13 protein-coding genes are annotated in these 15,320 nt (G+C 64.2%); 2 read left to right on the forward strand and 11 right to left on the reverse strand.

Translation table 11 applies throughout. The features are described 5' to 3' along the window. The first annotated feature begins 118 nt into the window (after window positions 1-118). Window positions 119-2,269, forward strand: a complete 2,151-nt coding sequence (locus tag V1293_RS07430; RefSeq protein ID WP_334508075.1) for a carboxypeptidase regulatory-like domain-containing protein — start codon at window positions 119-121, stop codon at window positions 2,267-2,269. Between the two features lie 101 nt (window positions 2,270-2,370). Here the strand turns inward: V1293_RS07430 and V1293_RS07435 are convergent, their stop codons facing one another. The 8 genes from V1293_RS07435 to V1293_RS07470 all read right to left on the reverse strand — a co-directional run bounded on the left by V1293_RS07435 (window position 2,371) and on the right by V1293_RS07470 (window position 11,898). Beyond that, window positions 2,371-4,536, reverse strand: a complete 2,166-nt coding sequence (locus tag V1293_RS07435; RefSeq protein WP_334508077.1) for a hypothetical protein — start codon at window positions 4,534-4,536, stop codon at window positions 2,371-2,373. Between the two features lie 217 nt (window positions 4,537-4,753). Beyond that, window positions 4,754-4,990 carry a hypothetical protein gene (locus V1293_RS07440; RefSeq protein ID WP_334508079.1) on the reverse strand — a complete coding sequence of 79 codons (237 nt, stop codon included), beginning with the start codon at window positions 4,988-4,990 and terminating at the stop codon, window positions 4,754-4,756. A 166-nt stretch (window positions 4,991-5,156) separates the two neighbouring features. Then, complete coding sequence (locus V1293_RS07445) at window positions 5,157-6,128, reverse strand: Bug family tripartite tricarboxylate transporter substrate binding protein (RefSeq protein WP_334508080.1); 972 nt, start codon at window positions 6,126-6,128, stop codon at window positions 5,157-5,159. A gap of 60 nt (window positions 6,129-6,188) precedes the next feature. After that, window positions 6,189-7,319: an iron-containing alcohol dehydrogenase gene (locus tag V1293_RS07450; protein WP_334508082.1), complete on the reverse strand. Its 1,131-nt coding sequence runs from the start codon at window positions 7,317-7,319 to the stop codon at window positions 6,189-6,191. 13 nt (window positions 7,320-7,332) lie between these two features. Further along, on the reverse strand, window positions 7,333-8,373 hold the full coding sequence (gene pdxA, locus V1293_RS07455) for a 4-hydroxythreonine-4-phosphate dehydrogenase PdxA (protein ID WP_334508084.1): 1,041 nt from the start codon (window positions 8,371-8,373) through the stop codon (window positions 7,333-7,335). After that, a complete protein-coding gene (locus V1293_RS07460; protein WP_334508086.1) occupies window positions 8,370-9,482 on the reverse strand; it encodes a four-carbon acid sugar kinase family protein in 1,113 nt (370 codons plus the stop codon). The genes pdxA and V1293_RS07460 overlap by 4 nt, the downstream gene beginning before the upstream one ends. Window positions 9,483-9,484: 2 nt before the next feature. Further along, on the reverse strand, window positions 9,485-10,948 hold the full coding sequence (locus V1293_RS07465) for an FAD-binding oxidoreductase (RefSeq protein WP_334508088.1): 1,464 nt from the start codon (window positions 10,946-10,948) through the stop codon (window positions 9,485-9,487). A 26-nt stretch (window positions 10,949-10,974) separates the two neighbouring features. Next, the gene (locus V1293_RS07470; protein WP_334508090.1) at window positions 10,975-11,898 is read right to left on the reverse strand and encodes a dihydrodipicolinate synthase family protein; all 924 of its coding nucleotides are present in this window, start codon (window positions 11,896-11,898) and stop codon (window positions 10,975-10,977) included. Window positions 11,899-12,028: 130 nt separating this feature from the next. Between V1293_RS07470 and V1293_RS07475 the strand changes: the two genes are divergently transcribed. Beyond that, window positions 12,029-12,862 (forward strand): IclR family transcriptional regulator, encoded by an 834-nt coding sequence (locus V1293_RS07475; protein ID WP_334508092.1) that lies wholly within the window; start codon window positions 12,029-12,031, stop codon window positions 12,860-12,862. Between the two features lie 12 nt (window positions 12,863-12,874). On the opposite strand, the gene V1293_RS07480 is transcribed toward V1293_RS07475, so the two are convergent. From V1293_RS07480 to rplM, 3 genes are all read right to left on the reverse strand, one after another. After that, window positions 12,875-14,092, reverse strand: coding sequence for a GGDEF domain-containing protein (locus tag V1293_RS07480; RefSeq protein WP_334508094.1), 1,218 nt, complete (start codon window positions 14,090-14,092; stop codon window positions 12,875-12,877). A gap of 235 nt (window positions 14,093-14,327) precedes the next feature. After that, window positions 14,328-14,804: a 30S ribosomal protein S9 gene (gene rpsI / locus V1293_RS07485; RefSeq protein WP_108513524.1), complete on the reverse strand. Its 477-nt coding sequence runs from the start codon at window positions 14,802-14,804 to the stop codon at window positions 14,328-14,330. Between the two features lies 1 nt (window position 14,805). Further along, a complete protein-coding gene (gene rplM, locus V1293_RS07490; RefSeq protein ID WP_057858836.1) occupies window positions 14,806-15,270 on the reverse strand; it encodes a 50S ribosomal protein L13 in 465 nt (154 codons plus the stop codon). Window positions 15,271-15,320: the final 50 nt, after the last annotated feature.

Genomic DNA, 15,320 nt, shown 5'->3' on the forward strand with positions numbered 1-15,320 from the left:
TTGGCGACATCAAGCATGAGGAAATCGCGCGCGCGACATGCTCTCGCCTCAACCCTGGTTTGGTGTAGGCTCGCGCCAAACAATGAGCGGCAAGCTCGCGGCCACGGGGAGAGAAACCATGAACCTCAATCGGATCCTGTTCTCCTTCACCCTGGCCGCGGCGGCGGGCGTGCTCACGCTGGCGGCGCCATCGCGCGCCCAGCAGCCGGCGGCGGTCGCAATCGACAATGATGACATCGGCGGCGTGGTAACCGGACCCAACGGCCCGGAAGCCGGCGTCTGGGTGATCGCGGAGACCACCGAGTTGCCGACGAAATTCGCCAAGATCGTCGTCACCGACGATCAGGGCCGTTACGTGATCCCGGACCTGCCGCCGAATGTGAACTACGCCATCTGGGTGCGCGGCTACGGGCTGGTGGATTCGCCCAAGCTGCGCGCCAAGCCCGGCCAGCAGGTCAATCTCGCGGCGGTGCCGGCGCCGAACGATGCGGCGGCGGCTCATTATTATTCGGCGATCTACTGGTACACGCTGATGAAGATCCCGCCGGCGAAGGAATTCGGCGGGACTACCGATATCCCGAAGGAGATCACGCAGGATATCTGGCGCCAGCGTATGAACAATGTCGACTGCATCGGCTGCCATCAGCTTGGCCAGGAATCCACGCGCACGATCCCGGGCGCGTTCGGCGAATTCAAATCGGGCGAGGAAGCCTGGATGCGCCGCGTCTCCTCAGGCCAGACCGGCGAATGGATGGTGAACCGGCTCGCGGGCCAGCTCGGCGGCGTGCCGTTCAAATATTTCGGCGACTGGACCGACCGGGTCGCCAAGGGCGAACTGCCGAAATCCAAACCGCCGCGGCCGGCAGGCATCGAGCGCAACGTCGTCGTCACGTCATGGGAATGGGCGACGGAGAAGCACTTCGTCCACGACCTGATTTCATCGGACCGGCGCAATCCGACGGTCAACGCCTACGGGCCGCTGTACGGCGCGAATGAATACTCGTCCGACGACATGCCGATCCTCGATCCGAAGACGCACAAGGTGACGTTCTCCAGGATGCCGGTCGCCGATCCCAGTGCGCCGGAGTCGTTCGGCCCTCCGCTTCATGGCACTGCCGTCCTCAATCCGGTCAGCCCCTCGGCCTATTGGGGTGAGGAGAAGATCTGGAGCCAGCGGGCCAACAATCACAACAGCATGTTGGACAAGAAGGGTCGTCTGTGGCTGGCGGCGGCGGTGCGCGGCATCGAAAATCCGGCCTACTGCCGCAAAGGGTCGGATCATCCGTCGGCCAAGGCCTTCCCGCTCGAACGCTCCGGCCGGCAAGTGACGGTGTTCGATCCAAAAACCCAGAAATACAGCTTCATCGATACCTGCTTCGGCACCCATCATCCGCAATTCGGCTACGACGCCGACGACACGCTTTGGCTGTCGGGGACCGGTCCGGTGGCCGGCTGGATCAACACCAGGCTATGGGACGAGACAGGCGATGCCGTCAAAGCGCAGGGCTGGGCGCCGTTCGTGCTCGATACCAACGGCAACGGCAAGGTCGACGAATACACCGAGCCGGGCGCGCCAGCGCAGGCGGACAAGGACATGCGGATCGCGGGCTCGGGCCCCTACGCCGTGATGCCGCATCCGACCGACGGCTCGGTCTGGTACACCGTCAACGTGTTCGTCGGCCAGCCCGGCTTGATGCGCTTCGATCCCAAGACCAAACTGTCGGAGTTTTATGCCATTCCGAAGGAAGGCATCGGCGTTCGCGGCGGTGACATCGACAAGAACGGCGTGCTTTGGGGCTCGGGCTCGAACGGCAGCCTGATCCGCTTCGATCGCAGCAAATGCAAGGCGCCGCTGAGCGGGCCGAACGCGACCGGCAACCATTGCCCGGAGGGCTTCTCCTACTTCAAATATCCGGGCCCCGGCTTCGAAGGCTTCGAGAGCTCGAGCGCCGAGGCGAGCTACTACACCTGGGTCGATCACCACAACACGGTCGGCCTCGGCGAAAACATTCCGATCTCCACCGCCAACCTCAACGACGGCTTCGTTGCCCTCAAGGACGGGCAGATGGTGATGCTGCGCATTCCTTATCCGCTCGGATTCTTTGCCAAGGGCCTCGATGGGCGCATTGACGATCCGGGCGCGGGCTGGAAGGGCCGTGGGCTGTGGAGTTCGAGCGGCGACCGCACACCCTGGTTGATGGAAGGCGGCAAAGGCTCAAAGCCGCGGGCGGTGCATATTCAGGTGCGGCCCGATCCGCTGGCGAAGTGAAGATCGCACCCAGCGGATGTCCGGCCGCGTCAGCGGCCACCAGCCGGGCCGTCGTCCTTGGAGACGCCGCTTCGCGCACTTAGGCCGCGCCGCCGGCGGCCTCATCGCGGGTTGGGATGGCCGTCGAGGCGAAGCTGATAGACAAAATAGGTCGGCGTGCAAAATCCGATCTTTCCGCTCTTCAGAACGTTCAGACTCTGCGGGCTGACGTTGAACTTCGCAGCCGTCAAAAGATCCGGCATCTCCTGGCAGATGTAATCTTCCCGGCAAAACCGCGAGGGCGAACACACGTTCAGCAGGCCACGGCCGACGCCGACGGCAAACGCCGCGCTGTCGAAATAGCCCTTGGCCATCTGTTCAAAGCCCTTGCCGCCGACGATCGCGCAGATTTCGTCGGGTATCCTTCCCGGCTGGATCGCCGCGAGCCTGGATTCCTCGGGTTTGCACGGACGGGTGACGCGGCCGAGCGGCACGCCGATCTTGGCCGGGCGGCAATTGTAGTCGTAGCCGCTCAATTTCCCTTCCGGCATCTTGTAGATCAACTCGTCCCGGCTCACCCGGTCGTTGAACGAGCGCAGGCTGAAGCTCAGCAATTCCCTCGTTCCGCCACTCGCGGTCGAATCATCGATCACGTTCGCGCGGCAGGTCAGGCCCGCGTAGGTGTGCTGCGGGGCGGGCGTGCATTGGCCGAGATGGAAGGACGCCGAAGCGTTCGTCACCACCGCCTGGCAACTGAGATTGCGCGAGGCGTTGCAGCTCCACTTGGCGGGACCGGCGATGTCAGCGCTCAGCGGACATGGCATGTTGTCGCCGGCAGTCGAGTAGGCCGGGATCGCGCCCTGCCAGGCTGCGGCGGGCGCGGAGGGGTGCGGGCGGAATCGGTTCGGCGGCTGGCCCTGCGAAACCCTCTCCAGATAGTTCTGCCGGCGCGCAAGCTCCGCATGGACGTGCGGCGAGAACGGTAATTGCAGCTTGTTGCCGTCAAGCGCGGCCTTGACGGCATCGGCGCTGCTGCCGAAATCAAACCGGTCCACGCCGAGGAAATGAAACCCGGCCGTCGACGAGGATTGATGGCAGCCCATGCAGGACGACGTGTTCAGACGTTCGAGCAGGCCGGCGCCGGATTGCACGAAGGACGCCGCCGGAATTGCGGCCGTGGTGACGATGTGGTCCGCCTGCTCTTTCCTGACCAGGAGATCGAACGGCCGGTTCGCCACGCGCGAACTCCCAGCGGTGGAAAAGGAGAGCGCAACGTCGGCCAAAAGGCTCTCCGGCAGCTTGAACACGCCGTTGTCGATCTCGGCCATATGGCTCGATAGATATTCCAGGAGCTGTTTCTGTCTGGCAGTATCTTTCAGGATCGCCTGCACGTCCGGGGTGTTTTCCAGTTTCGTCGGCTCGAATTTGCCGCCCCTGAGTCCGAATATCCGCATCCAGTAGATGGCCTGGCCTGCGAACTTGCGGTTCTCCACGTTTTCGAGATCGGACGGAAAGCGTACGACTTGCGCGTTGATTTCCATCTGTTTGAACGTCAGCTTCGAAAAATCCAGGGGGCCCTGCAAGAGGCGGGTTGCAGTGGCCGACGCATCGTCCTTGTCGATGCCGTCGATGCGCCAGAGCGAGGCGACGTCCTGGCAGTTCTTCCCGTCGTCGCCGTAGCTGAAGACCATGTTCACGGTGAACGGCATGCGGGACGCGTAGGTCTTGCCGTTCATCGTCACGTCGTAACCGAGCCGGTAGATGAAGCGCAGCTCGCCGCAATGGGCGGGATCGAAGTCGCGGCGGTCCATGCGGTTGACCACGCCCGACAACAGGAACAGGCCGTCGGGTGAGCCGAGCCATTTTTCGTTGAACACCCGGGCGACGTTGCCGTTCAGTCGCAGGGGCTTTCCCGCATTGGTCCTGGCCGACTTCGGATCGTAGGTCCTCAGGATTTCCTTTTCCCAGTCGATGCCGAGACCAGAGATGATGCGACCGATGTCGGCGGACATCAGGGATGCGAACTGGGCGTAGGTCTCCTTGAAGCCCGTCAGATCGCTCGCGCGCGTCCGGCCCGCCCCGACCGGCGGCAGCGGCAGTTTCTCGGCCGCGTGAATCCTCCTGAACAGGTCCACCAACGACAGCGACGATGAATTGTCATGATCGAGCGCCGCGAGCAGGATGGCCTGGTCGATCAGCGTCGTGACCGGGGCGGAAGCCCGCGGCGTCTGGGCGAAGCAAAGCGGGGCTGCGAGAATCAGCAGGCAGAATATCGAAACGGCACGCATCCGCTATTGGTACTATGGCAGGAGATGTTTTACAATTTAGCAGCCAGGGCGGAGCGTCGATGAAGTCTTTTGGAATCCTGTTGCTGATGCTGACGGCCGCCTACTCCCGTCGGCCAGATCGAGCCCGACGCAAGCAAAGTCGCGGTGCTCATGAACAGGAATTTGGCGAGCCTGATGAATCCTCTGGCCGTCGCCAGGGATGTTCCGGGGCGCTAAACTAGCCGAACAGCAGCACCGTGCCGGCGATCATCAGCGCACAGCCGATGAATAGGATGGCAGGCCAGCGCATTCTGCGCTGATCATAACGCCCCTGCGCACGACGCTCCGTGATGAGCGCCCTCTCGAATTCTTCCGAGGTCGAGAACATGCAGCCAAAACCGCCGCGGGCTGACGCTGCGGCCGCTTCGAGCGACAGCAGGGCGGCGTGCGGGTTTCGTCTGCGAGGTGAATCCATGGCGCAGATGATATGGACGGAATGGTAAACGGGAGGTTACCGCGCGATCTTCCTCCGCAGACCAATTCAAAAGTATTGAATTAATCTCCGGAGGTATCGTCCTGTTTGCACGCAATATTCCGGAAAGCCGGCATTTTCCTTATCCGCCCCTCCGAAGCATCCCTAGCTAGTCCATCTTGATGTTGGCGGCTTCGATGACCTTTTTCCACCGCGCCGTCTCGGACGCGATGTAGGCAGTAAACGGTTCGGGCTCCAGCGCCACGGCGACGGCCCCGAGTTCGGCCATCTTCTGCACCGTCTCCGGCTGCTGCATGAAGGCCCTGATCTCCGTCGACAGCTTTTCGACGATCGGCTTCGGCGTCGCGGCCGGGACGAAGAAGCCGTGCCAGGCGACAGCCTCGAACCCCGGCAGATACTCGGCGACAGTCGGGAGATGAGGATCGAACGACGCACGCTTGGGCGTTGCGGCGGCGATCAGCGCAAGCTTGCCGTCCTTGGCTTGCGGCAACAGCAGTGGCACGTTGTCGAAGGCAAGGTCGATCTGGCCGCTGATCAGGTCCGTCAGCATCGTGCTCGAACCCTTGTAAGGCACATGCACCATCTTGGTGCCGGTCATCTGCTGGAACAGTTCGGCCGCCAGATGCTGCGAGGTGCCTACTCCGGCGGAACCGAACGAGACCTTGTCCGGATTGGCCTTCAGGTAGGCGATCAGGTCCGGCACGGTCCGCGCCGCGATCTTGTCGGGGTTCACGACCAGAACGTTGGGCACGACGCTGATCTGGACAATCGACTGCAGATCCTTGTCGGGCTGATAGCTGAGCTTTTGACCATACAGCGACGGGTTGATCGCAAGCGCCGATGTGCTGGCGAGGCCGAGAGTGAGCCCATCCGGCGCCGCCCGCGCCAGCCGCGTCACGCCGACGATGCTGCCGGCCCCGCCGACATTTTCGACCACGAACGGCTTGCCCAGCTTCGCCTGAAGATGATTGGCGACCATGCGCGCGAAGATATCCGCGCTGCCGCCGGCGGCGAAGGGAACGATCACCGACACCTGCCTGGAAGGATACGCATCCTCCGCTTTCGAGGGAGCCGCCGCCAGCAGCATCGCCGACGCAACAACAAGCCATATTGATTTCATCGAGGTTTCCTCTGTTTGCTGTCTATTATTGTTTTGGTGCCGTGGGTCGTAGCCGGGTGGCTAGAACGCCGTCTCGTACATCGTCAAGATTTCGTCCCGGCTCAAATCGCGCGGGTTGTTGTCGAGCAGGCGGCGAATGGCATGGGCCTCGTCCGCCATGACGCCGAGATCGTCCTTGGGAACGCCGAGCGCGGACAACCGCATCTCGATGCCGAGATCGGCGCAGAAGCGATAGGTGGCATCGAACGCAGCCGCCGGAACGTTGCGCTCCGGCAGGCCGAGCGCATGCAGCACCGCGATCGTCTTCGTCGAGGCCGCCGGCATGTTGAACGCCAGCGTATGCGGAAAGATCACCGCGCAGGCGAGGCCATGCGCCACATGATGCCGCGTGCCGAGCGGATAGGCCACGGCGTGCCCGGCCGTCGTATTCACCGGGCCGAGGCAATAGCCGCCATAGAGTGACGCCAGCGAAAGACCCGCGCGCGCTTCGCGATCACTGCCGTCGGTCACCGCGCGCCGCAGATAGCGTCCGACCAGCCGCGCGCCTTCGATCGCGTAGAGGTCGATCGCAGGATGCGCCTTGCGGCTGGTATAGGCCTCGACGCAATGCGCCAGCGCGTCGACACCGGTGGCCGCGGTGACATCTTGCGGCACAGTCATGGTGAGGTCAGGATCGACGACGGCGATATCGGCCAGCATGAAGCGGCTCTGCACCGCAAGCTTGTTGCGGCTGGCCGGATCGGTCACGAGCGCGCGGGTGCCGGCTTCGCTGCCGGTCCCCGAAGTGGTCGGAATTTGCATCAGCGCCACGCTGCGGCCCGCAACCTTCTCGGCGCCCACGATGTCGGCAAAGGCCGTATCGCCGGTGCAGAGGACGGCCACCAGCTTGGCGAGGTCCATCGCGCTGCCGCCGCCGAAACCGACGATGAGGTCGGGCGCAATATCGCGCGCCATCGCCACCGCCTTTTCGAGGTTGGGCAGATCCGGCTCGGGCTTCACGTCGCCGAATACCTTGACCACTCCGGGCAGTGCCAGCTGATCGACGCGGCGCGCGTTGAAGGGATCCGAAATCACCAATGGCCGCCGTGCGCCGATCCGCTCCGCGAAGCGAGCCGCGGCGGCAATCGTCCCGCATCCGAACTCGACGGCATTGGGACGAAGGATCTCGATCGGCGTGAAGGAATTGGTCATCGGACGTCCGGTGTCATTGCTTTGGAACTGCGGAGGTGCCGGCGGCCAGGCGCTCGGCGTAGTCGATGGCCTCGATCAGGCTGTGTTCGTTGGCAATGCCCTTGCCTGCGATGTCGAAGGCGGTGCCGTGATCGACGGAGGTGCGGATGATCGGCAAGCCCAGCGTGATGTTGACGCCGGAAAGTTCTTGCCAGCGGCCGGTCGCGGGATCGACCTGGAAGCCGAGCAGCTTTACCGGAATGTGCCCCTGGTCGTGATACATCGCGACGACGGCATCGAACTGGCCGGCGCGCAGCTTGACGAAGATGGTGTCGCCCGGCACCGGCCCGACGACGTCGAGGCCATCATCAACGGCTTTAGCGATGGTCGGCGCCGAGACGTCGATATCCTGCCGCCCGAACAAACCTCCCTCGCCCGCATGCGGATTGAGCGCCGCAACGGCGATCCTGGGGCGCGCGATGCCGAGCCGGCGCAGCGCGTCATTGGTGAGATCGATCACCTGACGGAGCCGCTCAGGGGTCAACCGCTTCGGCACGTCCTCCAGCGCCACATGGGTCGAGACATGGCTGACGCGCATGTTGCCATGGGCCAGCAGCATCACCGAGCCGCGCACGCCGGTGAGATGCGCCAGCATCTCGGTATGTCCGGGATAGTGGTAACCTGCCTTGTTGAGCGCCTCCTTGTTCAGTGGCGCCGTGACGATGGCCGCGGTCCGGCCGGCCTGTGTCAGCCGCACGCCCTGCTCGATCGACTTGAACGCAAACCGTCCGCCATCGGCACTCAGCACGCCCGGACGGATCGGCGCACCTTCGGCGTCGGCCTGCAGAAAACAGAGATTGGGCCAATCGCGATCTTCGGCGCTCACCTGCGGTATAGGGAGGCCGGCGCCGAGTGCGGCCTTTGCGTCGTTCAACGCGGCGCCGCTGCCGATAATCAGCAGGCGCAGATCGCCCTTTGCGATCCTGTCCTGCAATCCGATGCAGGCCTTGATGATGATCTCCGGTCCGATCCCCGCCGGATCGCCCATGGTGATTGCCAGATGGCGAGAGGTCATGTCGGTTTCCCTGTGTTGAGCAATTGATTGTCCCGGAGCAGATCGCGCCACAGCTCCCTTGTACCAAATGCTCCGGATTTTGAGATCACGTCGACGCCGGCCCAGCGGCCGCCCTGCAAAATCGAGCGTGGCAACCCCGGCACGAGACGCCCGGCGACCTGCAACGCCTGCGCACCGAGCGCGACGCAGACGGCCTTCAGGGTCTCGCCGCCGGCGACGATCAACGTGCCGGGAGGATCAAGCGCTCCGATCAGCGTGGTCATTTCACGCGCGATCCGACGTGCCGCCTCTGCGCGCGACAATCTCCCGGAAAGCGAAAATTTCACCAGCGCCACGCCGTCATCGGCAAGCTTGCGGTGCACCCGCGCTGCACCCCCGGCGTCGCCTTCGGCAAGCGCCATGGTGGCTGCGCCGCATGCCTCAAGCTGGGACGCGGTGACGACCTGATCGGACCCGAACAATCCCAGCACCGGCTTCTTCAAATGGCGCGGCACATCGGCACGGCTGCCGCGTGCCAGTGCACCGGCCAGTCCGCCGCTCCCGCACCACAGGACAGGTGCGGCCAGGCGTCGTCCCATCTCGACCACGCGATCGAGATCGCGGTCGCTTTCGGCATCGAAAACTTGAACGCCGCCATGAGACAGCGTGTCGAACCGGCCCTGCCGGGCGTCGATGTTCTCGGCTTTGAGTTGCGCCAGAAGGTCTTTACCGACCGGATACCAGTCGCCCTCCGGTGTGCGGGCGAATTGCTGGCCGTCGCGGGTGCGGCGTCCCTGATAGTCGAAGGCCGGCGCGATGACGCAGGACGCCCAATGGCCGCTGCGCAGGCAAGCGCCGAGTTCCGCTGCCCATGCCCCGCGCAGCAGGCTGTCGACTTTCTTGTAAGCGATCGTGCCTTCGTGCAGCAGCGGCGCCAGCCGCCCGACGATCCCGGCGCTCTCAGCCCTTGCGAGCTCGCGTGTGCCGCTGTCGATCGCAAGGCTCGGCGCGCTGTTCGCCGAAAGTGCCTCCCGCCAGGTCACATCGAACGGGCCGCACAGCCCGACGAACTCGGCCGCCGTGTCGAGCGCACCAGTCAGGTCGTCGGCAAGAAGGCGAATGCTCGTCATCGTCATGCCGCTCCAGCGCTGCCGGTTCCACCGCGCTCGCCCACGAAGATCTTGCCCGGATTCATCAGGCCGTCGGGGTCGAGCAGTTGCTTGAGGCCGCGCATCAGGTCGATATCGAGCGGATCGGCCACGCGCGCGAGCCGGCCGCGATTGGTGATGCCGATGCCGTGCTCGGCGCTGATGGCGCCGCCCTGCGCCGCGGTCTCGTCGTCGACAATCTCATTGATCCGCGCCACGAGCACGGCGGTCGCAGCAGGGTCACGGCAGCGATCGCGGTCGATCAGGGCGACCACGTGAATATTGCCATCGCCGATATGGCCATGCATCACCACGCGCGCATGCGGAACGGCTGCCATGATCCTGGTCTCGACATTGGTAGCGAACGCGGCCTGGTTCTCCAGTGGAACCACGCTGTCATGCGACACCACGTAGCCGCTGCGCTTGTTGCCTTCGGACACGCTGTGCCGCACCGCCCAGATCGCCTTAGCCTGGGCAAGGCTCGATGCCAGCACGGCATCCTCGGCCAGGCCTGCATCCATCGCCTCCGAAAGCACGGCGGCGAGCGGTTCGTTGAGGTCGATCCCGGTCAGCGTGTCGGTCAGTTCGACGATCAGGTACCACGGCGTGGTGAGCGCGAAGGGAATGGCGACTTGCGGCACGGTCGCGGCGATCGCCTCGATCTGGCTGCGTGACATGATTTCGAGGCTGCCGAGCCGGTCCCCGACGGCGCCGCGCAGCCGCTGCATGATCTGCAGGGCCTGCTCGACATCATGCAATTTGAGCAGCGCCAGAGCCGAGCTGCGCGGCGGCGCGAACAGCTTCAGCACCGCCGCGGTGACGATACCGAGCGTTCCTTCGGCGCCGATGAAGAGTTGCTTGAGCGCGTAGCCGGTGTTGTCCTTGCGCAGCGCGCGCAGGCCGTTGAAGATGCGTCCGTCCGGCAATACCACTTCCAGCCCGAGCACCAGATCCCGCATCGGTCCGTAGCGCAGCACCGCCGTGCCGCCCGCATTGGTCGAGATGTTGCCGCCGATCTGGCAGGAGCCCTCGGCCCCGAGGCTCAACGGAAAATAGCGGTCCGCCGCCGTGGCCGCGGCTTGCACCTCGGCGAGGATGCAGCCTGCCTCTACCGTGATGGTATTGGCGAGCGGGCTCACGTCGCGCACGCGCCGCATGCGGTCAAGCCGGATCACGACATTGCCCGCGCCGTCGTCCGGCGTGGCAGCGCCGCACATGCCGGTGTTGCCGCCTTGCGGCACAATTGAGAGCCGATTGTTGGCGCAATAGCGGACGACCGCCGCCACCTCGGCGGTCGAGCCGGGCTTCACGACCGCAACGGCGCGACCGCGATAGCGTCCGCGCCAGTCCACCACATAGGGCTCCTGATCGCCGGCGGAATCGATGACGTAATTGTCGCCGACGATATCAGCCAATCCAGCAAGCACATCCTGGAAGGATTCGGACATCGGATCGCCTCGTCGCCGGCGCCGCGCTAGGCGACCGCCGCGGCATTCGCGCCGGCGCTCGCAAGCAGCTCTTTCAAATATGAAGCCGGCAGAGACTCCAGCGGTGGCCGGAGACGTTGCCATCCGGCATGGCCGGTGCGCTGCGCAACCAGCGCCTTCAGCGATGCCATCTGCGAGAAACGTGAGACAAGCTCGCGGGCCTTCACGATACGTGCCTGCGCGGCCGCGAGCTCGGCGTCATCGTCGCCCTTGCCGAAATGCCGATAGACATGGGCAAGGTCGCGCGCGACGAGATTGGAGGTCGCGGTGATGCACCCCGCACCGCCCTTGCGCAGCAGCGGCAAGAGCAGCGGATCCGCGCCGGTCAGCACCGCAAAGCCCGGAAAGCGATCGACCATTGCGGTCATATTGGCGAAGTCGCCGGAGGAATCCTTGATGCCGACGAAGGTCGTCGGATAGGCCACGCGCAGCCGCTCGATCAATGCATGCGAGATCGGCTGCATCGACATCTGGGGAATGTGGTAGAGCACGATCTTGAGCCGCGCATCGCCAAGCCGCTGCACGACCTCGCTGTAGGAGGCATAGATACCGTCATCGGTGACACCCTTGTAGTAGAATGGCGGCAGCATCACCACGGTATCGACGCCGACGGAGAGCGCGTGACGCGTCAGCGCCACCGTTTCGCTGAGCGCTGCGACGCCGGTTCCGGGCAGCAGCCGGCTCGGCGCGATGCCGTCCTGCACCACCGCCTCGAGCAGCGCGGTGCGTTCGGCAGCCGAGAAGGAGTTGGCCTCGCCGGTGGTGCCGAGCAGCGCGATGCCATCGCAGCCCTCGCTCAGGAGATAGCGGCAATGCGCGACAAAGCGCGCGTGATCGGGGGCGAGCTCGGCGTCGAGCGGCGTCAGCGCCGCACTGAACACGCCATGAGGATGCAGGGACGATGTTGACAAACTTCCTCCGATCGTCGAAAAGGCATTGTTCGGAATGCGAACATTTGTTGTATTTTATGTATCTTCGTAGGACCGGGCCTGCGCCACGTCAAGGGCCGCCGGCCGTCGTTATTGCAAAGCAGGCATCGAGATGGCCAAGGCACCCAAAGCAGCCGCCAAGCGCGCGTCACCGACACTGCCGAAGAATCCCAAGAATTACGTTGCATCCGTCGGCAAGGCCTTCGCGGTGCTGCAGAGCTTTTCCAGCGAGGCCTATGAATTGACGCTCAGCGAGATTGCCGCGCGCGCCAGTCTCGATCGCGGAACGGCGTTCCGCCTGATCCAAACCCTGATTGAACTCGGCTATCTCCAGACCATTCCGCAGAGCCGCCGGTTCCGGCTCGGCGTCGCCTGTCTCGATCTTGGCTACACGGTGCTATCGGGCGGAACGCTGCGCGCTTTGGCCGAGCCATTGCTGCGCGACCTCGTGCCATCAGTGAGCGACGCGGCGTCGCTCGGCGCACTCGACGGCGGCGACGTGATCTATCTCGCTCGCCTCGGCACCGGCCTCGACCGCCACAAGATGGACCGCCGGCCTGGCACGCGTATTCCAGCTTACAGTGCAGCCCTCGGCCATATCATGTTGGCGCATCTGCCGCGCGACGAGCAAATCCGCCGGCTGGAATTGCGGCCGCGAATCAAATTGTCGGAGCGAACGCTGACCGAGCTCGACGCCCTGCTCGACCGGCTCGACCTGGTCAGGCAGCAGGGCTACGCGGTCTCCGACGGCGAAAATGCCTACGGTCTCCGCACGCTGGCAGCGCCGATCTTCAGCGCGCAAGGCTCGGTAACTGCCGGTTTGAGCGTGACGGTCGATGCGACACGTATGGATATGGCCGCCTTCCGCGACCAGGCCCTGCCCCAACTGATGCGTGTCGCGGCTGTCGTGCAAGAACTCGCGATCAAGGCTGGCCTGTCGCACTAGCGACGCGCTTCGTTAGGTCGCCGCCGGCACCTGGCGTTGCGAAGCCGCGCGGCCGGCGGTCTTGCGCCGCCATTTCTCCAGCGACAGCGGCAGCTCTTCGGCGGCCTCGACCCGGTTACGGCCGCCGCGCTTGGCCTGATAGAGCGCGGTATCGGCCGCCGCCAGCAACACGTCGAGCTCCGTGCCCGCCGGTCCGCCGGCGACGCCGATGCTGACGGTAGTATCGACCGGACCTTCCTCGCAGGCGATGTTGGACGCCTCGAACGCCTCGCGCACGCGCTCGGCCACGATCACGCCCTCTTCCAGCGGACACGCCAGCAATGCCGCGAACTCCTCGCCGCCGATCCGCCCCGAGAGATCGCTGATGCGCAAATTGCTGACCACGACGGTGGAGAACAATTTGAGGATCTCGTCGCCCGCCGGATGGCCGAAGCGGTCGTTGATGCTCTTGAAATGATCGATATCGAAAATCATCACCGTCACCGGCTGCCCCGCGGCGGCCTCGCGTTCGATCACCCGGTTGCTGGCTTCCGTGAAACCGCGGCGGTTCAACATTCCGCTTAAGGGATCTACCGAAGCCGCGGTCTTGTGCACCGTCACGGCGCGGTCCGACACCAGCATGAAGATGACGAACACGGTGCCGATCGCATACAGCACCAGTTCGATCGAGAACGCCGTCACCCAGATGCTGCTGGTGAAGGTTTCGTCATGCGGGCGCAGCAGACTGCCGAGCATAATCGGCAGCGCCAGCACGCAACCATGCATCACGGGCACGACAATCGTCGGCCAGCGCTTCTGCATCGTCCGCCGCCGCTCGCTCCACAATTCGGAAGCCGTCAGCCCCGCATAGATCGCGACGATCGCCGCACCGACGATCAGCCGCATGGCCGGATTCAACGATGGCACAGCCAGCACCATGCCGATCCAGGTGATCGCGCCAAACAACAACCCCGGCAGATTGGGCTTACGGCCGAGGAATACGCGCGCGGCGTTCCAGACCATGCCGCAGGCCACGAAGCCGAGCGCATGCAGCGCCAGCAACAGCGGCTCGCCGAGTGCGGCGCCGCCGATGGTCCAGATCGCCACCGACGATGCGCCAAGCAGATAGGCCGTCCCCCACCACTTCAAGGCTGGAATGTTTTCCTGCTTGCCGAACAGCAGCAGCATGGCCCCGAGCATGCCTGCGACCATCGTGGCAAACAGGTATAGCGTGGAAGTATCGAACGACATGGGCTCACCCGAACGCGTGTGATGCAACTTGTTCGGCGCACTCTGAAATGCAATTTCGCGCCAGCGCATCGTGGACACTAAGAAGCCCGTGTTCCAATTTCGTTTGTGCGGGTAAGCAAGTTTTCACGAAAATCCGTGGTAACCCATCACTAAATAGTAAGCAAAAAGGGCGCCCGATCGGGCGCCCTTTTTCGTTTCGCGAATGCAGCAAGCGCTGCAAATTTTAGCGAAGCAATTAGCGCTTCGAGAACTGGAACGACTTGCGCGCTTTCGCACGGCCGTACTTCTTGCGCTCCACGGTGCGGGAGTCGCGGGTCAGGAAGCCGCCCTTCTTCAGGACGCCGCGCAGATCCGGCTCGAAGTTCGTCAAAGCCTTCGAGATGCCGTGACGCACGGCACCCGCCTGGCCCGACAGACCACCACCGGCGACGGTGCAGATGACGTCGTACTGGCCGGCGCGCGCGGCTGCGACCAGCGGCTGCTGGATCAGCATCCGCAGCACCGGGCGGGCAAAATAGACCTCGACTTCGCGGGTGTTGACCACGATCTTGCCGGCGCCCGGCTTGATCCAGACGCGGGCGACCGCGTCCTTGCGCTTGCCGGTGGCATAGGCGCGGCCGTACTTGTCGACCTTCTTGACGTATTTCGGCGCTTCCGGAGCGGCCGTCTTCAGCGACGCCAACTGGTCGAGAGACTGCATGGTATCCGACATCTTATGCGGCCCTCATGTTCTTGCGGTTCATCGAAGCAATATCAACCTTCTCGGGCTGCTGGGCTTCATGGGGATGTTCGGCACCGGGGTAAACGCGCAGATTGCCCATCTGCACGCGGCCAAGCGGACCGCGCGGGATCATGCGCTCGATGGCCTTCTCGACCACGCGCTCGGGGAAACGACCCTCGAGGATCGACTTTGCGGTACGTTCCTTGATGCCGCCGATGAAGCCGGTGTGCTTGTAGTAGACCTTGTTGTCGCGCTTGCGGCCGGTCAGCACGACATGCGCCGCGTTGATGATGACGACGTTGTCGCCGCAATCGACGTGGGGCGTGTAGGTCGGGAGGTGCTTGCCGCGCAGGCGCATGGCGACGAGCGTGGCGAGCCGGCCGACCACCAGACCCTTGGCGTCGATCAGCACCCACTTCTTCGTCACCTCGGCGGGCTTTGCCGAATAGGTTTTCATGTGAGGAAATCCGTGAAAATGGAAATCGGCGCCAGATGCGCCGAACTGGC

Origin of the sequence: Bradyrhizobium sp. AZCC 1693 (genome assembly GCF_036924745.1) — a bacterium.
Classification (GTDB): domain Bacteria; phylum Pseudomonadota; class Alphaproteobacteria; order Rhizobiales; family Xanthobacteraceae; genus Bradyrhizobium.